This is a genomic window from Blautia sp. KLE_1732_HM_1032, from assembly GCF_025147905.1.
Lineage (GTDB): Bacteria > Bacillota > Clostridia > Lachnospirales > Lachnospiraceae > Blautia_A > Blautia_A fusiformis.
Genome location: NZ_CP102266.1, coordinates 1,899,705 through 1,923,073, shown reverse-complemented (window position 1 = coordinate 1,923,073; position 23,369 = coordinate 1,899,705). Strand labels below are relative to the sequence as shown.

Genomic DNA, 23,369 nt, shown 5'->3' with positions numbered 1-23,369 from the left:
AATAAGAAATGAGCTTTTGGGATTTACTCAAAATCGAGTTTATGAAAGTAAAACGCTCCAAAATCGTACCCCTGATTTTCATTGCACCTTTATTGGTGGTGATTTCCGGGGTTGCGAATTTGAGCAACTACTTTACACCGGAATACACCAATGCGTGGCCTGCCATGTTTATTCAAAGTACGCTTGTTTACGCCTACTATCTGCTTCCATTCAGCATGATCGTGGTTTGCGTGATGATCGCAGGACGAGAAACAGGAAATAACGGGATTCTGAAAATGCTGGCGCTACCGGTCAGCCGCTGCGCATTATCCATTGCCAAATTCTGTGTGCTTACCTTTTATCTGTTTATGGAGATGGTGGTGTTTCTTGTCGTATTTGTAATCGCTGGGCTGATTGCGACACAGACAATGGGAGTAACAGAAACCCTGCCGATCCTATATCTTCTGAAATGGTGCTTGGGGCTGTTTCTGACTATGCTGCCGTGCATTGCGGCTATGTGGGCCATCACTGTGCTGTTTGAAAAACCGCTTCTTTCTGTGGGATTAAATCTGCTGCTTGTGATTCCCGGTGTATTGGTTGCGAATACGCCGCTGTGGATCGCCTACCCGTACTGTTACAGCGGTTATCTCGTTTCCTGCTCTCTCCATGACTTTACAGCAGAAACTTCCGACGCCGCTTTTTCGGTGTTTCCGTTCCTGCCATGCGCGATTGTAGTGTTTGGCCTGTTTTTCGCGCTGGCTGTCACCCAATTTGGGAAAAAAGAAATGAGGTAAAACTATGGAAAAGAAAAAACTTCAATCAGTTAGTATCGCTGCGCTCATTGTGAGCATACTACCGCTGGCGGCTCTTGTCCCATCGCTTCTGCACCTTTCGCTGTCGGACGGAGTCCGAACCGCTTGGGCCGGAGCCAATATCGTTTTTGTTCTGCTGGGCCTGATTCTTTCGGTGGTATGTGTGCGGAGCAGGGAAAGCCGCAGCGTTATCAATATCGTATCTACGGCAATCAGCGCGTTTTGGGCGTTGCTGATGGTGGGAATTGTTGCGCTTGCCATGTTCCTTACTTTCGTTCAGTGAGGAAACGGTTATGCGTAGAGTTGGGAAATTTATTGGATGCTGCCTGATCGCGGTTTCTTTGCTGGTTTGTACTGCCTGCTCCGTCTCGATAGGTTAGAGCAAAAAGCCAAACTGTACTATGGTAACTATTGCTGCAAAACGGATTTTGATTTAATCCGAAAAATTAAAGCCATAGTCAGTAACTAACTACAGACACCATCTGCCGGACGACGGCAAAAGAAAAAAGCCGTCGTAGAGCAGACAATTTGACACGCCCTTTCTTTGCGTTTACACAAACCAATGATGAATTTTCCGGAAATATTGTAGCTAATAGTGATTTAAACTGTTGTATTTGTTTAAAAATCAAAAAATTTCTAATGAATCTTCTGCATCTATCCACATTTGCAAATTTTCATCAAGATATAATCTTGCATATTCCAGTGGTTCATCAATAGCAAGTGCATCTAATACACAGTCTGATCCAGGCGTGATTTTTAAGTCCTTCTCAGCTTCCCAACAATCAATGCGGAGCATATAACCAGTAAACATCAATGCTGTTTCTGTGTGGATTGCATTCTGCAAATATCGTTCTCATCGTATAGCATCTCCTTATCATTCAATCAATCATCAGTTACAAAAATTAGAAGCATTTCAATCAGTTCACCATGTCACTTTCATTTTGTGTTATAATGTGTTATCAGATTTTTTTGCCCTTGTATTTGCCCTTATCAGAGTTTGTAAACACTGGTGGGACGATATAACACAAGGGAAACAATAAGGGAAAGCTCACCTGCGACAAATTCAGTGTTTTCAATGGTTTACAGTGAATTTGATAACAAAATATAACAGTTATTAAATCTCTTAAAACAGGTGAAATCTCAATCGAAATTGACCGAGCGCATTGGGCGAGAGATACTTCTTGTTTGAATGTTGGAATGATTATAGGTATTTGTTTTCGGTATGAAAATACCGTTTATTTATTCTAGACATAAGATGTCCGGTTGAAAATTAACGGATTCTCGTTTTATGTCGTGGTAATTTTGGTGCATATTGGTAAGCTGTAAGTGGAAGAGAGGTAGAGATATGGATACAAAAAAGATTGGAGCTTTTTTAAAGCAATGTCGTAAAGAAAAGAATCTTACGCAAGAACAGCTTGCCGAGAAGTTTGGGGTATCTGCAAGAACAGTTTCCAGATGGGAAACAGGAATAAATATGCCAGATCTCAGTGTACTTGTTCAACTTGCTGAATATTACGATGTTGAGATGAGAGAGCTCCTGGATGGAGAAAGGAGCCAGACTATGAATAAAGATATGAAAGAAACACTGGACAAAGTTGCGGTGTATGAAGAATGGGTGAAACAAAAAGCATTAAAGGCTGGAAATCTTGCATTTGCATCAATGTTTGTGATTGGTGTGTTAGCGATTATTATTCAGATGCTATTAATGGTGGATACTCGTTTGGTTTTGGGAGAGATAGTAACTGTCTTAGTAGGAGGAATCCTATATGTAGCTATTATGGTGTATAATGGAATATGGGATAAATGCCTGCCAAAAAGTGCTACTATATGGCGGAATTTTCTCACCAGTGTAATATGTGCAGGAATTTTTACAGTCATCTATGGTACATGTTTATTTAGAATGGGAGCTACAGAAACACAGATAACACGATTGGCATTGGGATTTCTGATAGGTATTACTATTGTGTCATTTATTATTCTTAGGACCTTAGCATTTATTAATCGAAAAAGAAATCAGAATTCACCAAATGTTCAGGAGAGAAAAGAAACTTCCCAATCTAAGACAGAATGGACAAAGATTTATAATGCACAGAATATAGTAGAGACAGAACAGCTCGTAGAAATGTTAAAGCAAAGTGAAATAGAAGCTTTTTCCCAGGAAGCAGGTGCGAATGTTGCAATGCATGGAGCACCTGGATTTGGAATATATGGTGTGAATATATTCGTGAAAACCGATGATGCAGAGAAGGCAGTACAGCTGATCAAGGAGATTAATAACCAAGAGAATGAAGAAATTTTTTGACATTGTCACATATGCGTGCTAATATGATTATAGAAAAAGTGTGCTGCCGATAGACGGTTAGTCCACATACTTAATTGATTGAAAATAACCGTTCACTTCACGCTGGAGCGGTTATTTTTTTGTCTTGTTATTAACTTTGCCGAATACCTTTGAGTAACGAGGGAGTGAGATATATGGAGCAATTATTGATTGTTGAAGATGATATTGGTTTGAATCAAGGTTTATGCAAAGCACTGAAAGTAGATGATCGGAAAATCATTTCCTGCAAAGACCTGAAAACGGCGAAGGAGCAGCTGCTTTGCGGCGGTGTATCCCTGATCCTGTTAGATATCAATCTGCCGGATGGCAGTGGGCTTGAATTGCTACGGGAGGTCAAGGAAACCATGCCCGGGATTCCTGTTATTCTGCTGACTGCCAATGATACCGATCTGGACATCGTGGACGGACTGGAGAGGGGCGCTGATGATTACATTACCAAGCCCTTTTCTCTTTCGGTTTTGCGGGCAAGAGTGAATACCCAACTGCGAAAGCAAGCGTCAAGCTATAAAAATGCACCGATCCATATTGATCTATTTCACTTTGACTTTGAAGCAATGACCTTTTATGTGGGAGATTCAAAAGTGGAATTGAGTAAAACAGAGCAAAAATTACTGCGTCTGCTTGTTGAAAATCGTGGTCGAACCATGACCCGTGGAGACCTTGTAGACAGGATTTGGACAGATGGTGCTGAATATGTGGATGAAAATGCTTTGTCTGTTACGATCAAGCGTCTGAGGGATAAGCTTGGGGCACAGAAATACATTAAAACCGTCTATGGAATCGGTTATAGCTGGGTGACAAAAGATGAATAAAAGCGGCATCGTGATCATACTGCTGTGTTTTCTGGCGGCGGCAGCTGTTGTATTATGGGAGCGGAGAAAGGTCAGAAAAACGATGGAAGAAATCGAAAGGATGTTGGACGCTGCCATGACCGGTTCTTTTTCTGAAATCACTTTTGATGAAAGCCAGCTGTCTGCTTTGGAAACAAAGTTTGCACACTATCTTTCTGCCGCAGAAGCATCTTCTCGAAATATGGCACAGGAAAAAGACAAAATCAAATCCTTGATTGCGGACATTTCCCACCAGACGAAAACGCCGATTGCAAACCTGCTGTTATACAGCGAGCTTTTGATGGAGGAAACTCTGCCTGCATCGGCAAAGGAAAACGTGGAGGCACTGTACAAACAATCGGAAAAGCTACGATTTCTGATTGATTCTCTCGTAAAACTTTCCAGACTGGAAAATGGGATCATTTCACTTTCCCCTCAGCAAGCATCACTTCAGCCGCTGCTTGAAAGCGTAGTAGAACAATATGCCGCCAAGGCTTCTGGAAAAGGATTATCCATATATCTGTACGACACAGATATTTCCGCTACATTTGACTTCAAATGGACAGCGGAAGCACTGGCTAATATTGTAGACAATGCCATCAAATATACGGAGCATGGAACAATCACGATTTCTACCGTAAGTTACGAAATGTTTACAAGGATCGATATATCGGATACCGGTTCAGGTATCCCGGAAAACGAGCAGGCAAAGATATTTTCCCGTTTTTATCGTTCAAATGCTGTTCAGGAACAAGAAGGGGTTGGCATCGGCTTATACCTTGCCCGACAGATTATATCCGGTGAGGGCGGTTATATCAAGGTTGCTTCCGTTCCGGGAAAAGGAAGTACGTTTTCCATATTTCTGCCGAAATAACAACAATTCTATCAAAATTGTTAGATTTCATTTTCCGCCGGAAAGAATGTGGAAAGAATCCTATGCGATAATCTGTATGTATCAAAGGATCGTTTCCTTTCATACATACAGATTTTTTCATGGAGGTACTTGTTTATGGAGGTTTTACAGGCAAAAGACCTGAAAAAGATTTATGGCTCCGGTAATAACGCCGTTCATGCGTTGGATGGAGTTGATTTAAGTGTGAAGAAGGGAGAGTTTGTTGCAATTGTCGGCACATCCGGATCCGGAAAATCTACACTTCTGCATCTGATTGGAGGGCTTGACAGACCGGATTCCGGCAAAGTATGGATTGATGGAACCGATATCTATTCTCGAAAAGATGATAAACTGGCACAGTTTCGAAGAAAGAAGATAGGATTTATCTTTCAGGATTTTAATCTGATTCCATCGCTGAATGTGTGGGAGAATATCGTTCTTCCGCTGGGACTTGATAATCGCAAGGTAAAGCCGCGGGAAGTGGAAGATATTCTCAAAAAAATCGGACTGCAGGATAAGAAAGATGCGATGCCGTCTGCTTTGTCTGGTGGACAGAAACAGAGAACTGCGATAGCCAGGGCATTGGTGACAAGACCGGCGATAATTTTGGCGGATGTAAACTGAACCCCATGTGCTTACTGTACATAGCGTGTACACAGTAGAATTACATGACAATATAGGTACATGATACACAAGTAATGAGAAAAAATGTGTATGGAGTAGGAAGAAAGTATTGATATCTGGTATGAGGAAAGACATCCTTGTAGCAGGTTTTTTAAATTAAAGTTCTTGTTTATGATTTTTAATTTTGGATATGTTATCTCGGATTTCAGAAGTTATTAAGTACTTATGATTTAATGAAGTTTAAGGTATATTTTGAATGAGGATATTGGTTAGAAAGGTCAAGAATTTTTAGCAAATAGTTACTTGTAATAACAGTTAATTAGTAGTACAATATCATTAGCACTCGTCCTGGTTGAGTGCTAATAACGATGAAGACTGGGAGGACACATATATGAGTAAACAAGTATACATAAGTGCAGACTATTCTGAAAATGATGGAGATCGTGAAGTTGTGAAAGAATTAAATAAATGGGGACAGGATAATCTTCATAAAGTTGATTTTATTGATATGTCTCAAGTGGCATCTGGAAGTGTATCAAAAGATTCTGATTGTCGAATATGTGATTTGAAAAAAGAGTTTAATGCTCAAATTAATGCTTCATCAGCAGTTATATTTGTGGTTGGGGATAAAACAGCATTACGTACAGCGGGGAGTTCTTGTAGAAGGGTAAACAATAGTCAAAGTTTGTGTAGTTGTACACCTTATAAGCAGAATACAAATGGAACGAAGCCTTGTAAAGTAGCTTTTACATCTACTCCAGGTGAAAATGATGATGTAGGATGCATTAATTCATACTCATATTTGAAACATGAATTTAAACAAGCTGAAAAACGAAATAAAAAAATTATTATAGTTTATAATTCATCAAGGAAAGAATCGACCTGGCTTCCTTCTTATATGAAAGCGTATGAAAAAGAAGCGAGACCTTTTTGGACTAAAAATATTTTAGGGGACAAGGTAGGTGATTACTCGTATATAAAAGAGGTGCTTGGTTTTTGAGTAATTTATTTAAAAAGAGTGCAGCATATGCTTTTGCAATTATTTCAGCAGTTTTTACCTTTGTTCCAGAAGCTGTCTTTCAAAAGATTACGTTGATTCCAAAAGAATCTTTTGAACAATTTGCGTGGATTTATATAAATATTTCAGAAATTAATATTATCATAAATCGTATGTTGGCTTTTGCGCTTGTATGGGGGATTGTAGCAGTTATATATGGAATCTATCTATGTTTACGAAAAAAAGTTAGCATGAAGGGGGATAATTATCAGATTACAGTTGAATACGGTGATTTGCTTAAAATAAAAAAATGTAAGAAGGTAATTACCTTTGATGAATGTTTTTCAACAAAGGTAGGAGATGCGCCTGCTGATATAAAACCAACGTCTATTTGTGGACAATATTTAAAGAGCAACCCCAATTTAAATATTCAATCATTAATATCTGGTTCGCAACTAAATCCTATCAAGAGCAGATCGAAGTATCAAAATAAGGAAAGGTATGAGTCAGGCAGAATAGTGCCAAATGGAGATGACTTATTATTGGCATTTGCTAAATTAGATAAAAAGGGATTGGGGAGATTAACACGTGATGAATATTTGGAATGTCTGACGATATTGTGGGAGGAAATAGATACATATTATGGGCAGACAGATGTATGTATACCTATTTTAGGATCAGGATTAACTCGTTTTGATGGCGGATCGGGGGCATCAATTTCTCAACAGGAATTACTTAATATGATGATTTGGTCTTATAAGTTAAGTTCTCATAAAATAAAATTGCCGCATAAATTAAGGATAATCTGTAAAAAGAGTGGAGATTTTTCGCTAAATAAAATTGATTCTCAAATATAGTGTGATAAAAAGAACATTATTTGTTAAATTTCTTGAGTAAGGATATGATCAAGGATTTTCATTGAATATAGATTAAAAATTTGAGAGTTGGTTATTGTACAATTAATGAGTTAGTATAAAGAAGAGTCATAGTCTCTGGTCAAAGAGTGCTATGACTTTTCTTTTCCCTCGATGAGATACTCATAGGAAACATTAAAAATTTCAGTAAGCGCTTTTAATTCTACATCTGTGACGTAGCGCTTATTAGTCTCAATTCTGGTGATTACATTTTTATCCATATCATACCCATTCAGCTGAAGCTGGTAGGCTAAGAGCCTCTGTGACATATTATGCTGACGGCGGAGCTCAATGAGCCTTTGGCTGATCAGGTTTTTCTCCCCGGTGGATGTTTTCGGTTTCGGCATATTTCTAATCCCTCCTGCAAATAGTGTTGGCAGGGTTGTCTCACTTTTTGCACTTTTTCTATTGATTTTACATGGGATTAGGAATACAATCGGTTGTAAAAGTGAGACAAATATACCAAAATAAAATGAGAGAATTAGTTGGAGAAAAACGGAGAGAATAAGAAAAAAGTGATCGTACCAGAGAAAATTTAAGAAGTGACTGCTTTTCCGGTTTAGAGAAGTCCGGAAAAGAACGCATTGATATCGGTATGGAAGATTTTAGCAAGGGCAACAAGTTCCGATATCTTGATGTTCATGCGGTTGGTTTCCAGCTTGGCATAGGTGCTTTTGGACATAGAAATTCCCATCAGGTTCAATTTTGCAATGACCTGATCTTGAGTAAGTTTATTCGCATAACGGATGGATTGTATATTTTTGCCGATATCCATATCTGGTCTGATTTTCTGCATCATAAAGTCCTCACATTTTCATAATATTTCGCAATAAAGAAACTTTATATTGATTTTACTGGGTTCACTTTTTATAATGTTTCGTAATAAGGAATTATTTACAAGAAGGGTGATGGGTATGCACCAAAAGGATATGGAACGGTTTGCTTTCCTGTTTTTATGCGGGAAGCGTGACAGGGAAATCTTATTGGGAAAAGAAAAGATGACGTTTTCAGACTTGGACAGGCTGACGTATGTGACAGATTTTTTAGGGCTAAACTTGTATAACCTGGAAATCTGGAATGAGTATGCAGGACAGTTTGGCGAACAGTTTCGGCAGTTGGAATTGCTATATGATGAGACTTGTAGCATCATGTCTTGGGAGTCGACAGAAGCAGATGAGCATCTGCATGAGCGATGGATCCGGGAATTTTGCATCCAGGTACCGGATAAGGAAATTCGGAAACAGCTGGAACAAATTATAAAACAACAATATCAGGAACAAGGGATGGTAGATCCCACAGAGACAGACATCGTATAGGTGCCTGTCTTTTTTTCGCAGAAAATTAGGGAAAAGATTTCGAAGGGAGGTGATAGGAAACGTGAGTATCAGTATCCATGAGTTACTGGCAGTAGCCAGGGAATCGGAAGGTGTGAAGGCAGTGAAGGGTGATGCCATACTGTGTGAGAAACGCTTTGCACCGGATACCCGATATATGGTGGAGTTTTTGTTGTTGGAGCAAAAGGAATGGTTCGGGGAAAAGGGAGAGTATCATCGCTATTTCCTGACAAAGGAAGCGTACCGTGAACTGATCGATCTGCAGAATCAGGAAGTCCTGCGATTTCAAAAGCAGGCGCTTGTTTTAGAGGGAACGCTGCATTATCTTCCAGCCCAGGCATTTGTCCGGGACCAGGAGTAGGAAGCTTAACAGGCTGGAAAAGAAAACATCTTTGCCGGAGCATAGCTCCGAGTCCGGGAGCTCTTTCACCGGAAATTTCTATAGAGCGAGAAAGAAGGGAGTGGTAAGCAATGATCATTGGAATCGACCACGGATATTATGCCATTAAAACAAAACAGGTGTGTTTCCCAACGGGACTGATGCGGTACACCTATGAACCTTATACCATGCAGAATGTTCTCCAATACGGCGGTGCTTATTATGTGTGTGGGACGGGGCGGCAGACTTTAGTGAAGGACAAGACTGCCAATGATAATTATTATCTTTTGACGTTGGCTGCACTGGCACAGGAGATTCGGAAACGAAAAGGGGAGAAAACTGCCAAGGTTGTTCTTGCAGCCGGACTTCCCCTTGCCGGGTTTGGAAGGGAAAAACAGAAATTTAAGGAATATCTGTTTCGGAAGGAACAGCCTGTCCGCTTTTTCTACGAGGGGGAACGCTATGAAATCCAGATTGAGGATGTGAAACTGTTCCCCCAGGGGTACTCTGCACTAGCCCTTTATCCGGAATACTTAAAAGATGAACCCTCTGTTCTTCTTGTGGATATTGGAGGCTGGACAGTAGATTTGATGCGTCTTGATAATGCGGTTCCCAATGCGGCTACCTGCAGAAGCCTGGAACTGGGTGTTATCCGTTGCATGGATGAGATTTTAGAGCAGGTGCGCAGAAACACCGGGCTGTCCGTAACGGAGACACAGATCGAGCGTGTTCTGAATGGAAAGCCCTGCAGTATGCCTGCAGAAGTTGTGTCTTTGATTGAGAAACAGGGCAGGCTTTACATTGAAAAGATACTGTCTGCGATCACCGAGGCAGGCTTTGATCTGCGGGCAGTCCCTTCCGTTTTCATGGGAGGCGGTGCTGCTATTTTCCAGCACCGTGTAAGCACCCAGGACCTCCTGTGTCGCCCGATTTACCTCACAGACGTCCATGCCAACGCAGCCGGATATGAACGGATTGTGGGGCAGATGAGGACGCTGTGAGCCGCCCGGTCTTTTCCTTTCGCCCAAACCTTAAGAACCCGGAGCATGAAAAAGCGTGGCAGATTTTAATGGAAGTTCCAAAAGGACAGAGGAATCAGTATCTGGTGGATGTGATTTTGGAAAAAGAAGAGCGGGAAACTTTGCGGAAACTGATTCAGGAGACGGTTCGGGAAGAATTGAAAAGTGGCAGTATGGAACGATTGCCAGCATGTGAAAAGGAAGAAATTCCAGATCAGATGCTGGATTTTTTATTTCAGATGGAGCAGGAGTAAAGGGGGTGAGGCCTATGGGCAAGGAAAGTATGGCATTGTTGGATATGCTTGGGTTTTGCATACATTTGACATGGATTCTTTAGTGGGTATTGTGAATAGCTTTCTTTCAAATTTTGGAGTATGTTGTGTATAACAAAACGAAAGGGGAAAACGCTTATGGCAGAGATGAAGAACATATGCGGAAAGATCCCGGTGGAATTACATGAGAAGGTACGAGCCGAGATCGAAGAAAGGGAAACAAGTACACAGATCTTTATCCGGCAGGTGATCGAAGAACACTTTAACAGACTGGAGAACAAAGGAGAAGAAAGCATGGAAAAAAGAACATTAGCAGTACAGGTCACAGAGGAATTATTCCAGAGAGTCAAATGGGCAGTCACAAAGGAAGGCATCAAACAGAAAGATTTTATCATCCGCATCATCGAAAAAGCGGTGGAAGAGGTAGAAGCCAAATGGAAGGAACTGGAACAGCCGGAAGAAAACGCAGAAACAGATAGACTGGAAGAAGCAAAAGAAACTGCGGAAGATGTCTATGAAGAAGAGACTACCGAAGCGGAAACCGAAACAGTGGAAGCCGCAGAGGAAGAGGCGGATGCAGAAATTTCTGAGGATGCAGAGGAAGAAGAGATTCCGGAATCCGGGGAAGAAACCGAAGAGATCGCATAATGCCAAACAAATAGAACTATAAAACCAGCAGGCGGTGTGGGAGAAAAACCATGCCGCCTGTTTTTTTTATTCAGCAAAGGAGGTTGATAGCCGCAACCATTCGATTTTTTGATTTATTCAGCGGGATCGGGGGATTCCGGGAAGGGTTAAGACGTGCAGGCGGTTTTACCTGTGTGGGACACTGCGAGGTGGATGCTTATGCGGATAAGAACTACCGATTGCTGTTCGACACAGAAGGGGAGTGGTTTTGCAATGACGCAAGAACAATCGAAACTGAACGAATGCCGGACTTTGATCTTTTGTGTGCAGGATTTCCTTGCCAGGCATTCTCTATCGCCGGAAAGCGGGAAGGATTTGCAGATGCCAGAGGAACTCTGTTCTTCGAGATTGCCAGACTGGTTGCAGACAAGCGACCTGCGTATTTCATCCTTGAAAATGTTCCCGGACTGCTTTCGCATGACAAAGGCAGGACGTTTCACACCATCCTCAGTACGTTATCTGAGCTGGGGTACGGTGTGGAATGGAAAGTGCTTAACAGCAAGGATTTTGGAGTCCCCCAATCCAGAAAACGGGTGTATATTGTCGGATATCTTGATCGACGATGTGCCGGAAAAATATTACCTTTCCCAACAGCAAATGGAACGCCTCTTGTACAAATCCAGACAGGAAGGCAAGGGGAACGGATCTACAAAGCCGAAGGGTTAAGCTGTACCCTGACTTCCGGAGCCGGAGGTGTGGGTGGTAAGACAGGGTTGTATGAAGTGGGTGTTCCTATTAAGGAGAATACAAAGCAGGGATATAAGATGGCGTATCCAGGCGACAGCATTGACTTAGGATATGCAGGACTGAACACCAGAAGAGGGCGTGTGGGGCATCAGATCGCCCATACCCTTACCACAGGAATCCAGCAGGGAACGCTTCATTTTGTGGATCTGTCTCCGCCGCCTCTTGTCACAGAGCAGTGCAGGTGTCTGAATACCAGACAGTCCGGCATCCATAATCATAAAGGGGAATGCTCTGGTGTCTTAAAAGAGGAAGGCGCCAGGGCAGTGCTGACTCCGGGAAGAGAAGAAACTCGGCAGAATGGCCGGAGGATGAAGGAGCCGGAAGAGCCGATGTTCACCATTACTGCCACGGACCGGCATGGAGTTGCCTATCGGGGCAGAATCCGGAGGCTGGTGCCAAGGGAGTGTCTGCGGCTGCAGGGCTTTTATGACTGGCAGATTGACCGTATAGAACAGGAGACTTCGGACAGCCAGCTTTATAAACAGGCTGGAAATGGAGTGACCGTCAACGTGATCGAAGCCATCGGAACGCTTCTTCGGCAGGCAGATGCAGAAATCCGGGCAGAGGATGAAAAGACAAAGAGGTAAGGCAGTATGGCAATTGGAATTCAGGATCAATATTTCGGTACAGAGATTGAGATGACAGGAATCACCAGGCAGAGGGCTGCGGAGAAAGTAGCAGAACTGTTTGGAACAAGGGCAGTTTGCGACGGTGGATATTATGGGGTCTGGTCTGTGACAGATCAGGAAGGAAAGAAGTGGAAGTTCATGTATGATGGAAGCATCTATACGGAACGCAGAGAGCGTGGACGCATGGTTCGTGCCGGAAGTGAATACAGCACCGAAATGGTCAGTCCGAAACTGTCCTATGGAGAAATGGGAAAGCTGCAGGAAGTGGTGCGGTGTCTCAGACATCATGGGGCAAAGGTAAATGCATCCTGCGGGCAGCATGTGCATGTGGACGCTTCCAATCACACACCAAGAAGCCTCAAAAATGCTATGACCATTATGTATTCCAAAGAGGACATCCTGTTCAAGGCATTGAGGGTACAGACATCAAGGGAACAGGAGTATTGCCAGAAGGTGCGCCCCATTGTGTTGGAGAAGATCCGCCGGATGCCAAACAGCACCATTTCCATGGAAAAGTTGAAACGGGTATGGTATGGGGGCAGGGATGGAAGTCAGAATCATTATGACAGCACCCGGTACTATGCGTTGAACCTTCATGCAGTGTTTTCCAAAGGAACTTTGGAGTGGAGATGTTTTGAGAGTACCCTCCATGCAGGAAAAGTGCGGGCAAATATTACCCTGGCTCTTGCTATTTCCGCCCAGGCCATCAATCAGAAATGCACCCAGATGCGGAAAACGGAGATCACAGAGAATCCGGCATTTACCTTCCGTACCTTTTTATTGCGGCTGGGGCTCATTGGCCCGGAATATAAAAATGTCCGGGAACATCTGCTTGCCAATCTGGAGGGTGACAGAGCATGGAGATATGACCGCAGTACCTATGAATGTTTGAATCGAAATCATCGGGCAGAGGATGCCCGTTAGGAGGTAAGAGATGAAAGAAACCTATTATTTTGCCTATGGCAGCAACATGAACTTAGACCAGATGGCGTACCGCTGTCCGGCAGCTTCCGTAGTGGAGAATGTCAAGCTGGAGGGATACCGCCTGACCTTTTGTGGCAGGGGGAAAGGAAGCGGTGTTGCCACTATTTTGCCGGAAGAGGGCAGCCAGGTGGAAGGGGTGCTTTGGAAGATCACACCGGAGTGTGAAAAAAGCCTGGACTTTTATGAAGGGTATCCCCACCTGTATGGGAAGGAGCCTGTTCTTGTTCAGGGAAAGGATGGTGTGAAGCGGGAAGTCATGGCATATACCATGAATGCACCCTATAAGGATCAGCCTGCCATCCCCTCGGATCTTTATTTTATGGGAATCGTGGAAGGCTGCCATCAGAATGGGATTTCCAGCCGATCTATAACCGATGCGCTAAAGCGTACAAGACAGGAAGTGGGAAAGCAAAAAGCCAGTCACAAGAAAACAGAAGTCAGTAGATAACAAAGCCGCAGGGGAAAGCCTCTGCGGTATTTTTAACGAAAAAAGGAGAATGCAATGAAGAGCAGAAATATCAAAACAAGACTTGCAGCCTTTGGACTCGCACTGCTTATGGGGCTTAGTCCGCTTGGGAACTTAGCGGATGTCCATGCGGCAGAAACAAAAAATCCGTCAGAGCCAGTGACGGAGAGTGCAGAAATATCTGAAACGGAACAGACAGAGGAAGTTTCAGAAGCTGCGAAACATTTGGTAACAGCAGAAGACATCACGAAAGATATTTCCGACAAGGATTTTATGGCGGAGACTTGTATGGAAGGCATCCATTACAATCCAGAACAAGAGGATGTTACCTTGGAACGTATCGAAGCGGAAGATGGAGGGAGCTACCATCCTGACCAGGCAGGAACTTATATCGCAACCTACTGGGTTGTGCCAAAGGATGCGCGTGACAGCTATTCTGTGAGCAGAAAGATCATCCTGACAGATACGGAAGGGCAGGCTCATACAGAAGAAAATGGCGGTCAGAAACAGAAGGAGGATACGAATTCTGAAGAAGATTCGGAGACGCCTGTGCAGGAGATCCCGGATGTGGAAGTGACGGTATCTGGGGAAGATGCAGATGCACAGGCAGCAAGGGAACTGGAAGAAAAGATTGAGGATGGGGAAGTGACGATGCTTTCCGGTGCGGAAAACACTTTCCGAGCAAAGGAAACCGTACATCTGGAAAAAGGGGAGACCATCTACTATCCAAGTTATATTGGAAATTACTTAACCTGCTGGTTTACGGTCAATGGAAAGATCGCTTACTGTCTGGAATCCCATCGTTCCTCACCGCCGAGTGGTGACTATGTGGCACAGGTATTGGACAGCAATAAGAACTTGCAGAAGGTGCTGTATTATGGTTATGGCGGTGCCGGGGATATTACAGGCAGTTATCTGTCCGGGAAAAGTGCAGAAGAGAAATATGTATATACCCACATCGCAGCCAGTTATGCCTATGCAGGTGAGGCAGGATTTACAGGATGTAAGTATGAAGATCTGGTAAACGCAGGCGTGATCGCCTATATTGACCACCTGTTTGCTATGGAAGAGCCGCCGAAGGGGGAAATTTCTCTTTCCAAGACTTCTGTAAAAGCAGTCCGAAATGGAAATGTACAGAAAACACCGGATATCACATTGTCCGGGGATCACCGAAACTACATTTCAGTCCATGTACCAAAAGACATCACCATTTATAACAAGACAAAGGGAACTTCCGCAGAGAATGGTGCGCTGAAGATCTATGGCGGGGATACATTTTATCTGACTGCCCCAATGCTTCATACCGGAAAATATTCCTCCGGGGAGCTGCATGGTTCTGTAGGGGAAACCTGGAGAACACTGGTATTATCCACAGGAAACAGCAATCAGGACATTGGAGTCTTTGAATCGGAGAAAGCCAATCCGGTAAGTTTTACGGTAGACTGGCTGGAGATGACAAGGATCGAGCTTTTAAAACAGGATGCGGATACCAAGAATCCTTTAGACGGTGCAGTGTATGGCATTTATACAGACAGCAAGTGTGAGCATCTTTTGATGGAAATGCCAGTTACCGGGGAAGAGGGAAAAGCAGTCAGTGATTATTTTGAGGCAGCCATCAAAACAGTATATGTGAAGGAGATCAAGGCTCCAGACAAGTATGCACAGAGTGATGTGATCCATAAGGTGGATGTGGAAGCCGGAAAGACGGTCACCATCTCAGCAACCGATGAGAGGGTGAAAGGTGCTGTCCATATCCAAAAGATCGATAAGGAGACACAGACCTTTCTTCCCCAGGGGGATAGTTCCCTTGCCGGGGCTGTGTATGGTCTGTATGCTAGAGAGGATATCGTCCACCCGGATGGAAAGGCGGGGGTTCTGTTCAAAAAAGACAGCCTCATCGCACAGGGTGTGATCAAGGAGGATGGTACCTTAGATTTTTCCGAATTGTATCTGGGGAAAATGTATGTGAAAGAGATCACTCCGCCGGAAGGCTATACGGTAGATCCAACAGAGTATGAGGTGGACCTTGCTTACGAAGGACAGGAAGTGGCAGAGGTAACCAGGGACCTGACGGTACAGGAACAGGTGAAAAAGCAGGCGTTCCAGCTGATCAAGATCAGCGAAGATGGAGACCAGACAGAAACAGACCTTGTGGAAGGGGCAGGTTTTAAGGTGTATCTGGTCAGCAGCCTTTCCAAAGTAGAGAGTGGGGAATTACAGCCATCCAATGGGGATCAGTTTACTGCGGAAGATTTCCGAGGTTATGATTTCAGTAAGGAAGAGGTGGCAGTGACCTATGTGGATGGCAAGGCTGTCCCAGTACAGGAGCTTATTACAGATAAAAAAGGATATGCTCTCAGTCCGGAGCTTCCGTATGGTCTTTATGTGGTAGAGGAAAGCACCGTACCGGAGAACTTGAAAGCCATCGATCCGTTTTTGGTGAAGGTTGATGAGGACAGCAGAGAACCGATGGTATGGCGTGTGTTCGATGACCGTCCGTTTGAGTTTTTGTTAAAAATCGTGAAAAAGGATGCACAGACAGGCAATCCGGTTTTAAAAGCAGGAGCTTCCTATAAAATCTTTGACATGGAAAAAGAGAAATATGTAGAGCAGACGGTATTCTATCCGAAGAAAGAGACCATCAGCGTTTTTAAGACCAATGAGGAAGGCTATCTGGTAACACCGGAAGAATTGAAATGTTCTACTTACCGGATCGAAGAAGTGAAAGCACCGGAAGGGTTTGTAAGACAGGGATATGAGAGTTCCTTGTATGAAGGGGAAAAAGTAATTTCTCCATTGGAAGTGACCGGAAAAGGCAGTTACAAAGAGAACCCGAAAGAGGGAATCGTGATCACGGTTTCTTCCGATACCGCCCATCAGATCGATCCCGATACCGGGGCAGTCATCGTGGAAGTCGAGCAGCCAAACGATGAGCAGGTGGGAAGCCTGACACTGACCAAAACCGGGGAACAGCCAGTGGAAGTGAAGGGGGATTCCCTGCTTGCAAAGGCAAAGAGACTGGCAGGAAAGATCAAAGATGCAGTGACCGGAGAGGATACCGATACCGGAGTGTTCCATGATTTTGTCTATGAAGAATCCGGTGTGGAAGGGGCAGCCTTTGAACTGTATGCCAAGGACACCATTTATTCCCCGGACGGAGCAAAGGATGAGCAAGGCAATCCGGTCATCCGTTATGAAAAAGACGATCTGGTGGCAACTTTAGTGACCGATTCAGAAGGAAAGGCAGTGGTAAATAATCTTCCATTGGGTTCTTATTATCTGAAAGAAACGGTGGCAGGTGACCATTTCGTATTGAACCCGGAACAGAAAGAATTTACCCTGACCGTAGAGGATGATACTCAGGCAGTTGTTTATGAAGGGGTTGCTTATAAAAATGAGCGACAGAAGATTTCCATTTCTGTAGAAAAGAAGGATGCAGTCACAGAAGAGAAGCTGGAAGGCGTGATCTTTGGATTGTATGCCAAAGAAGATATCCTCTCCCAGCAGGGTGAGGTTCTTGTGGAAAAGGACACTCTGCTGGAGAAGAAAGCAACGGATGAGAAGGGACAGCTTACCTTTGACAGCGACCTCTATCATGGGAAATATTATGTAAAAGAGGAAGTGAGAAAACCGGGATATCTTCCAAATGAAGAAATCTGGGAGATGGATGCCTCTTACACAGACCAGAACCTTGCAGAAATCAAGCTGACAAAAGAAGTGGAAAACCAGCCGACTGAGAGCCAATTTACGAAAACCGATGCAACAACCGGGGAAGAACTGGAAGGCGCGAAGCTTCAGATCATCGATAAAGAGGGCAACATCGTAGAAGAGTGGATCAGTGCAAAAGAACCACACGTAGTTTATGGACTGCCAGAAGGAACGTATATCCTTCACGAAGAACTGCCGCCTTATGCAGAGGGCTATGTATCTGCAGAAGATATCGAGTTTGAAGTAAAAGAAGATGGCAGTGTGACCAAGGTGGAGATGAAGGATGATTATTCCAAAGTGGAAATTTCCAAGACGGATATTACCACAGGCGAGGAACTGGAAGGTGCCAAGCTGCAGATCTTAAATAAAGAGGGTGAGATTCTGGAAGAGTGGGTAACGGATGGAAAGCCTCATCTGGCAGAGAAACTTCCGGTAGGGGAAGAGCTGACTCTGCGTGAGATCACAGCGCCGGAAGGCTATGAGATTGCAGAAGATGTGAAATTCACATTGGAAGATACCATGGAAATCCAGAAGGTGGAAATGAAAGATGCAAGAACACCGGAAACACCGGGTGTACCGCAGACAGGGGATGACCACTGGAAACCAATCCTGCTGTTTGTTCTCCTGGGAGCATCAGCAGCCGGACTCATGGCAACCATGATTTATAAGAAGAAACATGGAAAGACAGAAAAAGCAGATGAAACGAAAAAAGAAGAGTAGGCTGTGGATTCTGCAGGTGATGTTGTGTGTCATCTGCATAATGAGTGCAGCGTTGCTTTATTATGATTTTGTTATCATCCCCCGGCAGAACCGGGAACTGGTGGAGGACTTAAAATCCCACTTCCCGGAGGAATTTCCTCCGGGCGGGGGCTCTCCAACACAAAAAGAAGAACAGGCTGGAAGAGAACTGGAAGTGCCTGCCGTTGACTTTCGCTCCCTCCAGAGTCAGTATCCGGATGTTCGGGGCTGGCTTACGATCCAGGAGAGTGGCATCGATTATCCGGTACTGCAGAGCAGCCCGGAAGAACCGGAGTATTATCTGCCGAGGGATTACCGGGGAAACTACGACATCAATGGAAGTTTGTTCCTCCAGGCAGACTGTATTCTGGGAGAATCGGGAAATCTGACCATCTACGGTCACAACATGAACAGCGGGGCAATGTTCGGGAATCTGGATCAGTACGCCTCCTATGATTACTGGAAAGCACATCCCAGGGTGTTCTTTCAGACACCGGGAGGGATGGAGGAGTACCGGATAGCGGCAGTTTTGAAAGCCGATGTGTCCATGTTCGACTTCCAGAGGACATCTTTTCAGAGTCCACAGGAATTGGAGGCTTATGTAGCGCAGGCAAAAGCGCTGTCGTTGTTTGAAACAGGGGTAGATGGCATAGGTTGTGAGAAAACTCTGACGCTGGTGACCTGCTCTTATGAGTGGAAACAAGCCCGGAACATCCTTGTGGCAGTAAAAACAGGAGCTTAAAGGGGAAAAAGTGTTCAACAGTGGGAACTTTCTTCCGGTCTCTGGATATCTCCAGTACGCTTCGGAGTCAGTAATGTCAGAAAGTGTTCAAAAGTACCCCAAAAGTGCAGAATATGAGACAAGCTGCAGGTAAGAAGTGGCACTACGGAACAAAAAGTGTTCGAAGTTAATGGATGTGCAACGGATCGTGGCGGCTTGTGTAGTCTTGTAGTGTTGGGAAAGTGTTCGAAGATGGGCGCTTTTCCAGCTCTTTGGTGGCTTTTTGGAACTGAAGTTGCCGGGAAGTGTTTGAAAGCACCCGAAAAGTGCAGAATATGAGACAGGGCTGCATGAAAAGGACAGTACCATCATACTGTTCGAGGATGTAGGATGTACAACGAAATGTGGCGTGATGTAGTGTCAGAAAGTGTTTAAAGACTGGGACTTTTGCAGCTATCTGGATGTATCTGCCATCTATCTGGAATGTGTTTTTTAAGCGAAAATCTGAGAGTATAATGAAAATGTAAAATCGGATATAAAACTTAGAAAATGTGAGAAATAGTGCTTGAATTGTAACGACAAAAGCGTTACAATATAAGAAACAAGGAGGTGTGATCATGGAAAAAACAGCAACATTAAACTTAAGAGTAAACCCAACTGTCAAAGAGCGGGCAGAAAAAGTATTGTCTCAGTTAGGTGTTCCTATGTCAACAGCGATTGATATGTATTTGAATCAAATTTCTCTTACAGGTGGAATTCCATTTTCTGTTTCTTTACCAAAAGCACCAGTATCGATTCATGCAGATGCCATGACAACAGAAGAAATCCATCAGAAATTGGAAAAAGGTTACAATGATATAGCTGCAGGAAGAGTGCAAAATGCAGCAGAAGCGTTCGCAAAATTCAGGGAGAATCATTGATATGAAACACTATACGGTTGAGATTACAAATGAAGCATTGGCTGATATGGAGCAGTTATATAATCACATCGCTTATGTTCTTCAGGCACCAGAAAATGCGATGGATCAATACAACCGGATTGCAGACGCTATTTTAACATTGGATACTATGGCTGAGAGAATCCGTATTATGGAATCAGAGCCGGAACGAAGCAAAGAGATGAGAAGATTGTTGGTAGACAATTATTCGGTCTTTTTTGTAATCCAGGGAGATAAGGTGATTGTAACAGATGTACTGTATAGTGCATCAGATATTGAAAGCCGATTAAAAGGTTAAATGAGAAAATTAAACAATATATAAAACATCAGGCAGGATATGTTCCCGTAAAAAGGAAGGTGTCCTGCCTTTTTGCATGAAAGAGAGGGAATTCATATGAGAAAATTTTATACAGCAGAAGCAGTAACAGAAGGACACCCGGACAAATTGTGTGACCAGATTGCAGATGCAATCTTGGATGTGTGTCTGAAACAGGATGAACAGTCCAGAGTAGCATGTGAGGTGCTTGCTACGAAAGGAACGATCATTGTGGCAGGGGAAATCACCAGCACCTATGAACCGGATGTGTTTGCAGTTGTGCGAAAAGTACTGTCTGACGTGGGTTATTCCAGTGAAGGGATTGCAATGGACACTTTTGTCCATCGACAGAGTCCCGATATTGCAGGGGCAGTCGATACTTCAAAAGAACGAAGGGAAGGAGTGTCTGACAATCAGATAGACTGGTTCCAAGGGGCAGGGGATCAGGGTGTGATGATCGGATATGCCTGTGATGAAACGAAGCAGCTCATGCCTATGCCTGTGGTGCTGGCCAATCGGATTGTCCGGGAATTATCTGCCTGCAGACAAAGCTCTTATATTCAGGGGATCTTACCGGATGGGAAAGCCCAGGTGACCGTAGAATATGAAAATGGGAAGCCTGTCCGACTGGATAGTGTGGTAGTGTCCTGCCAGCATACGGAAGAAAAAGATTTGAAAAAGCTGGAAGCGGAGATCCGAAAGAAGGTGTTATTGCCGGCGCTTCGTCCCCTGCCACCGGATGAGGAAACCAAGATTTATATCAATCCATCGGGGCGTTTTGTCTGTGGAGGACTGGATGCAGATACGGGGCTGACTGGAAGGAAGCTGATGGTAGACAGTTATGGAAGCATGGTTCCCCATGGCGGTGGTGCATTTTCCGGAAAGGATTGTTCAAAAGTGGATCGTTCAGCAGCCTATATGGCTAGATATATCGCCAAGAATATCGTAGCTGCGGGGCTTGCCAGCAAGTGTCAAGTGTCTTTGGCTTATGCAATCGGAGTGGCACAGCCAGTTATGGTGCAGGTGGACACGTTTGGTACGGGAAACGTGTGTGCGGATGACTGTCTGGAGCTGGCAATCCCGCTGGTGTTTGGGCTGACTCCGAAGCAGATCGTGGATACCCTGCGCCTTACCCGTCCTATTTTCCGACAGACTGCAGCCTTCGGGCATTTCGGAAGAAAAGAGTTTCCGTGGGAGCGCACCGATAAGGTCGAGGCTCTTCGCAATGCAGTGATCTGATGGCTTGGGTTACTGAAGAAGAATATCAGGCAGCCAAGCAGGTGAGAGCCTACGAGTATCTGCAGACATACCAGCCGGGGAGATTGAAAAAAACACGGACAAGAAATGAATGGCAGCTTCAGGACCATGACAGTTTCAAAATCAATGAGATTACCAGCAAATGGCATTGGAAGTCCAGGGGTATTGGTGGAATGTCGGCTCTCCGGTTTTTGATGCAGGTAGATGGCATGGGATATACGGAAGCAGTAAAAATCTTGTGTGAGCAGACGCCTGTGTATGTTTCCAGAGCAGAACCAGCCCCCAGGAAGAAGCCCTTTTCCCTGCCTTTCCCCAACGACAGTTTTTACCGGGTACGGAGATATTTGAACCAAAGGGGAATCCGGGATGAGGTACTGGATTATTGTGTGCAGCTGGGAATCCTGTATGAGAGCGCCCCCTACCATAACGCTGTTTTTGTTGGCATGGATGAACAGGGAGAAGCAAAGTATGCGTTTCTGCGTGGGATTTATGACAGCCGGGGAAAGAGCTTTCGAATGGAACAGGAAGGAAGCAACAAACAGTATAGCTTTTGTGTTCCGCCTTTGGGGAAAAGCCATCGGGTAGCGGTGTATGAAGCCTGTATTGATGCCCTTGCCCATATGACGCTGGAAGATGGACGAACCGATAAGTATCGCCTGTCTCTGGGTGGAATCGCAGCGCCGAAAGAAGGCGCGGAACGAGCAACAAAAAAGATGAAGCGCCCGGATGCATTGGAATATTTTCTGAAAGAGCATCCGGAGGTAACAGAAATTGAGCTCTGCACCGATAACGATTTTGCCGGGCGATGGGCATGTGCGCAGTTAAAAGAGCAGTATGAGGAAAAATATACCGTAGTTTGTAACTTACCACAGATGGAAGGTGCAGACTATGGAGACCTGGCAAAACAGGCGGTGGAAAAACAGAAGAAACAGCAAAAGGAAAGAGGCAGGTGAGGCAAATGGAAGATACGATCAAAATAGAATTATTGACACCGCTGACAGGAACCTTTCTTCCCAATGAGATGGAACAAGATTGGGAAGAAGAGGATTACAATGACTTTGAAGAAGAGCAGGTATTTTTTGAAGGAGATGATTTAACGGAGTATGCTTCTGTGATTCAGGAAAAGATTGCAGAATACAACCGTGTCGGACATGACGATGATAGGACCGATAATCTGATGGATTATTTTGACGGAAGTGCTGCCATTAAAGAAAAAGTAGTGTCCGCAGTTCCATCGGTGAAAGAATCGGATGGTGTGTTATATGGCTGTACAACTTTAGAATTGAAAGAGTATCTGGAGGCGGAAGAATTATCGGAACTGTGTGAATATCTCACCGGACAATATAGTGATGGATGGGGAGAAGGCTTTGAACAGCAGGAGATTCCGGTAGAGGGTGGTGAACTGTGTATACACTTTTGGCGCCCCATAGATTTTGAATTTCAACAGGCAAAATCAGAAGTCTCAAAAGAAAAGTCGGAGAAACAAGAAAATCCGGTAAATGTTCCGAAACGCCTGAAAATGCAGCTTTTGGGAATGGATGGAAATGTGTTTGCGGTTATGGCCAGGGCAAGTAAACTGCTTCAGGAAAATGGGCAGGGACAAGAGGCAAAAGAAATGATTGCACGTGTCCAGAAATCAGAGAACTATTATCAGGCACTTCATATCATCAGTGAATATGTGGAAACAGAACTGAGTGCATCTTCTCAGAATGATACCAAGCCCCCAAAGAAACGTGGGAAGGAAGAATGCCGATGAAGTTATCTTTTGTCACATCAAAGGAGATG

The 23,369-nt window shown here is 44.1% G+C and carries 25 protein-coding genes and 1 pseudogene; 23 read left to right on the top strand and 3 right to left on the bottom strand.

What is annotated here, in order from left to right:
* Window positions 1-8 precede the first annotated feature (8 nt).
* Entirely contained in the window at window positions 9-773 is a 765-nt protein-coding gene (locus NQ489_RS09185) for an ABC transporter permease (protein WP_021653131.1), read from the top strand.
* A gap of 4 nt (window positions 774-777) precedes the next feature.
* The gene (locus NQ489_RS09180; protein ID WP_021653130.1) at window positions 778-1,074 is read left to right on the top strand and encodes a hypothetical protein; all 297 of its coding nucleotides are present in this window, start codon (window positions 778-780) and stop codon (window positions 1,072-1,074) included.
* 342 nt (window positions 1,075-1,416) lie between these two features.
* Here the strand turns inward: NQ489_RS09180 and NQ489_RS09175 are convergent.
* Window positions 1,417-1,648, bottom strand: a pseudogene (locus NQ489_RS09175) (DUF6061 family protein).
* 488 nt (window positions 1,649-2,136) lie between these two features.
* On the opposite strand from NQ489_RS09175, the gene NQ489_RS09170 reads away from it, so the two are divergent.
* The 6 genes from NQ489_RS09170 (at window position 2,137) to NQ489_RS09145 (ending at window position 7,332) form a co-directional block, all read left to right on the top strand.
* Window positions 2,137-3,093: a helix-turn-helix domain-containing protein gene (locus NQ489_RS09170; protein WP_021653127.1), complete on the top strand. Its 957-nt coding sequence runs from the start codon at window positions 2,137-2,139 to the stop codon at window positions 3,091-3,093.
* Between the two features lie 173 nt (window positions 3,094-3,266).
* Window positions 3,267-3,944 carry a response regulator transcription factor gene (locus NQ489_RS09165; protein ID WP_021653126.1) on the top strand — a complete coding sequence of 226 codons (678 nt, stop codon included), beginning with the start codon at window positions 3,267-3,269 and terminating at the stop codon, window positions 3,942-3,944.
* A complete protein-coding gene (locus NQ489_RS09160; protein WP_021653125.1) occupies window positions 3,937-4,836 on the top strand; it encodes a sensor histidine kinase in 900 nt (299 codons plus the stop codon). The genes NQ489_RS09165 and NQ489_RS09160 overlap by 8 nt, the downstream gene beginning before the upstream one ends.
* A 135-nt stretch (window positions 4,837-4,971) precedes the next feature.
* Window positions 4,972-5,478, top strand: coding sequence for an ABC transporter ATP-binding protein (locus NQ489_RS09155; protein WP_330670988.1), 507 nt, complete (start codon window positions 4,972-4,974; stop codon window positions 5,476-5,478).
* Between the two features lie 391 nt (window positions 5,479-5,869).
* Window positions 5,870-6,478, top strand: a complete 609-nt coding sequence (locus NQ489_RS09150) for a hypothetical protein (protein WP_024852766.1) — start codon at window positions 5,870-5,872, stop codon at window positions 6,476-6,478.
* Complete coding sequence (locus NQ489_RS09145) at window positions 6,475-7,332, top strand: macro domain-containing protein (RefSeq protein ID WP_021651979.1); 858 nt, start codon at window positions 6,475-6,477, stop codon at window positions 7,330-7,332. The genes NQ489_RS09150 and NQ489_RS09145 overlap by 4 nt, the downstream gene beginning before the upstream one ends.
* A gap of 149 nt (window positions 7,333-7,481) precedes the next feature.
* Here the strand turns inward: NQ489_RS09145 and NQ489_RS09140 are convergent, their stop codons facing one another.
* Together NQ489_RS09140 and NQ489_RS09135 are read right to left on the bottom strand one after the other, a co-directional pair.
* Window positions 7,482-7,736, bottom strand: a complete 255-nt coding sequence (locus tag NQ489_RS09140; protein ID WP_021651980.1) for a helix-turn-helix domain-containing protein — start codon at window positions 7,734-7,736, stop codon at window positions 7,482-7,484.
* A 212-nt stretch (window positions 7,737-7,948) separates the two neighbouring features.
* Window positions 7,949-8,185 carry a helix-turn-helix domain-containing protein gene (locus NQ489_RS09135; protein ID WP_044961784.1) on the bottom strand — a complete coding sequence of 79 codons (237 nt, stop codon included), beginning with the start codon at window positions 8,183-8,185 and terminating at the stop codon, window positions 7,949-7,951.
* 118 nt (window positions 8,186-8,303) lie between these two features.
* On the opposite strand from NQ489_RS09135, the gene NQ489_RS09130 reads away from it, so the two are divergent.
* The 15 genes from NQ489_RS09130 to NQ489_RS09060 all read left to right on the top strand — a co-directional run bounded on the left by NQ489_RS09130 (window position 8,304) and on the right by NQ489_RS09060 (window position 23,340).
* Window positions 8,304-8,705 carry a hypothetical protein gene (locus NQ489_RS09130; protein ID WP_044961786.1) on the top strand — a complete coding sequence of 134 codons (402 nt, stop codon included), beginning with the start codon at window positions 8,304-8,306 and terminating at the stop codon, window positions 8,703-8,705.
* A gap of 61 nt (window positions 8,706-8,766) precedes the next feature.
* Complete coding sequence (locus tag NQ489_RS09125; RefSeq protein WP_044961788.1) at window positions 8,767-9,084, top strand: DUF5720 family protein; 318 nt, start codon at window positions 8,767-8,769, stop codon at window positions 9,082-9,084.
* A gap of 110 nt (window positions 9,085-9,194) precedes the next feature.
* A complete protein-coding gene (locus NQ489_RS09120; protein ID WP_021651984.1) occupies window positions 9,195-10,103 on the top strand; it encodes a ParM/StbA family protein in 909 nt (302 codons plus the stop codon).
* On the top strand, window positions 10,100-10,375 hold the full coding sequence (locus NQ489_RS09115; protein ID WP_021651985.1) for a hypothetical protein: 276 nt from the start codon (window positions 10,100-10,102) through the stop codon (window positions 10,373-10,375). The genes NQ489_RS09120 and NQ489_RS09115 overlap by 4 nt, the downstream gene beginning before the upstream one ends.
* A gap of 156 nt (window positions 10,376-10,531) precedes the next feature.
* Window positions 10,532-11,041 (top strand): hypothetical protein, encoded by a 510-nt coding sequence (locus NQ489_RS09110; RefSeq protein WP_009248030.1) that lies wholly within the window; start codon window positions 10,532-10,534, stop codon window positions 11,039-11,041.
* 83 nt (window positions 11,042-11,124) lie between these two features.
* Window positions 11,125-12,414, top strand: coding sequence for a DNA (cytosine-5-)-methyltransferase (dcm, locus tag NQ489_RS09105; RefSeq protein WP_064787015.1), 1,290 nt, complete (start codon window positions 11,125-11,127; stop codon window positions 12,412-12,414).
* Window positions 12,415-12,420: 6 nt separating this feature from the next.
* Window positions 12,421-13,380 (top strand): amidoligase family protein, encoded by a 960-nt coding sequence (locus NQ489_RS09100; RefSeq protein WP_021651988.1) that lies wholly within the window; start codon window positions 12,421-12,423, stop codon window positions 13,378-13,380.
* Window positions 13,381-13,390: 10 nt separating this feature from the next.
* Window positions 13,391-13,888, top strand: a complete 498-nt coding sequence (locus NQ489_RS09095; RefSeq protein ID WP_021651989.1) for a gamma-glutamylcyclotransferase family protein — start codon at window positions 13,391-13,393, stop codon at window positions 13,886-13,888.
* 54 nt (window positions 13,889-13,942) lie between these two features.
* A complete protein-coding gene (locus NQ489_RS09090) occupies window positions 13,943-18,334 on the top strand; it encodes a SpaA isopeptide-forming pilin-related protein (RefSeq protein WP_021651990.1) in 4,392 nt (1,463 codons plus the stop codon).
* Window positions 18,312-19,094 carry a class B sortase gene (locus NQ489_RS09085; RefSeq protein ID WP_031476124.1) on the top strand — a complete coding sequence of 261 codons (783 nt, stop codon included), beginning with the start codon at window positions 18,312-18,314 and terminating at the stop codon, window positions 19,092-19,094. The genes NQ489_RS09090 and NQ489_RS09085 overlap by 23 nt, the downstream gene beginning before the upstream one ends.
* Window positions 19,095-19,690: 596 nt before the next feature.
* On the top strand, window positions 19,691-19,993 hold the full coding sequence (locus tag NQ489_RS09080; RefSeq protein ID WP_009248024.1) for a type II toxin-antitoxin system RelB/DinJ family antitoxin: 303 nt from the start codon (window positions 19,691-19,693) through the stop codon (window positions 19,991-19,993).
* A 1-nt stretch (window position 19,994) separates the two neighbouring features.
* Entirely contained in the window at window positions 19,995-20,309 is a 315-nt protein-coding gene (locus tag NQ489_RS09075) for a type II toxin-antitoxin system RelE/ParE family toxin (protein ID WP_009248023.1), read from the top strand.
* A gap of 96 nt (window positions 20,310-20,405) precedes the next feature.
* A complete protein-coding gene (gene metK / locus NQ489_RS09070) occupies window positions 20,406-21,566 on the top strand; it encodes a methionine adenosyltransferase (protein WP_009248022.1) in 1,161 nt (386 codons plus the stop codon).
* Entirely contained in the window at window positions 21,566-22,537 is a 972-nt protein-coding gene (locus NQ489_RS09065) for a DUF3991 and TOPRIM domain-containing protein (protein ID WP_009248021.1), read from the top strand. Before metK ends, NQ489_RS09065 begins: the two co-directional genes overlap by 1 nt.
* 5 nt (window positions 22,538-22,542) lie before the next feature.
* Window positions 22,543-23,340, top strand: a complete 798-nt coding sequence (locus NQ489_RS09060; protein WP_044961791.1) for a hypothetical protein — start codon at window positions 22,543-22,545, stop codon at window positions 23,338-23,340.
* Window positions 23,341-23,369: the final 29 nt, after the last annotated feature.

Excerpts from the sequence above, each read along its gene's own strand:
- NQ489_RS09075 (WP_009248023.1), top strand. The coding sequence starts at position 19,995 with ATGAAACACTATACGGTTGAGATTACAAATGAAGCATTGGCTGATATG.
- NQ489_RS09135 (WP_044961784.1), bottom strand. The coding sequence starts at position 8,185 with ATGCAGAAAATCAGACCAGATATGGATATCGGCAAAAATATACAATCC.
- NQ489_RS09110 (WP_009248030.1), top strand. The coding sequence starts at position 10,532 with ATGGCAGAGATGAAGAACATATGCGGAAAGATCCCGGTGGAATTACAT.
- NQ489_RS09165 (WP_021653126.1), top strand. The coding sequence starts at position 3,267 with ATGGAGCAATTATTGATTGTTGAAGATGATATTGGTTTGAATCAAGGT.
- NQ489_RS09160 (WP_021653125.1), top strand. The coding sequence starts at position 3,937 with ATGAATAAAAGCGGCATCGTGATCATACTGCTGTGTTTTCTGGCGGCG.
- NQ489_RS09130 (WP_044961786.1), top strand. The coding sequence starts at position 8,304 with ATGCACCAAAAGGATATGGAACGGTTTGCTTTCCTGTTTTTATGCGGG.
- NQ489_RS09155 (WP_330670988.1), top strand. The coding sequence starts at position 4,972 with ATGGAGGTTTTACAGGCAAAAGACCTGAAAAAGATTTATGGCTCCGGT.
- NQ489_RS09140 (WP_021651980.1), bottom strand. The coding sequence starts at position 7,736 with ATGCCGAAACCGAAAACATCCACCGGGGAGAAAAACCTGATCAGCCAA.
- NQ489_RS09085 (WP_031476124.1), top strand. The coding sequence starts at position 18,312 with ATGAAACGAAAAAAGAAGAGTAGGCTGTGGATTCTGCAGGTGATGTTG.
- NQ489_RS09185 (WP_021653131.1), top strand. The coding sequence starts at position 9 with ATGAGCTTTTGGGATTTACTCAAAATCGAGTTTATGAAAGTAAAACGC.
- NQ489_RS09180 (WP_021653130.1), top strand. The coding sequence starts at position 778 with ATGGAAAAGAAAAAACTTCAATCAGTTAGTATCGCTGCGCTCATTGTG.
- NQ489_RS09150 (WP_024852766.1), top strand. The coding sequence starts at position 5,870 with ATGAGTAAACAAGTATACATAAGTGCAGACTATTCTGAAAATGATGGA.
- NQ489_RS09100 (WP_021651988.1), top strand. The coding sequence starts at position 12,421 with ATGGCAATTGGAATTCAGGATCAATATTTCGGTACAGAGATTGAGATG.
- NQ489_RS09065 (WP_009248021.1), top strand. The coding sequence starts at position 21,566 with ATGGCTTGGGTTACTGAAGAAGAATATCAGGCAGCCAAGCAGGTGAGA.
- NQ489_RS09120 (WP_021651984.1), top strand. The coding sequence starts at position 9,195 with ATGATCATTGGAATCGACCACGGATATTATGCCATTAAAACAAAACAG.
- NQ489_RS09080 (WP_009248024.1), top strand. The coding sequence starts at position 19,691 with ATGGAAAAAACAGCAACATTAAACTTAAGAGTAAACCCAACTGTCAAA.
- NQ489_RS09095 (WP_021651989.1), top strand. The coding sequence starts at position 13,391 with ATGAAAGAAACCTATTATTTTGCCTATGGCAGCAACATGAACTTAGAC.
- NQ489_RS09090 (WP_021651990.1), top strand. The coding sequence starts at position 13,943 with ATGAAGAGCAGAAATATCAAAACAAGACTTGCAGCCTTTGGACTCGCA.
- metK (WP_009248022.1), top strand. The coding sequence starts at position 20,406 with ATGAGAAAATTTTATACAGCAGAAGCAGTAACAGAAGGACACCCGGAC.
- NQ489_RS09170 (WP_021653127.1), top strand. The coding sequence starts at position 2,137 with ATGGATACAAAAAAGATTGGAGCTTTTTTAAAGCAATGTCGTAAAGAA.
- NQ489_RS09060 (WP_044961791.1), top strand. The coding sequence starts at position 22,543 with ATGGAAGATACGATCAAAATAGAATTATTGACACCGCTGACAGGAACC.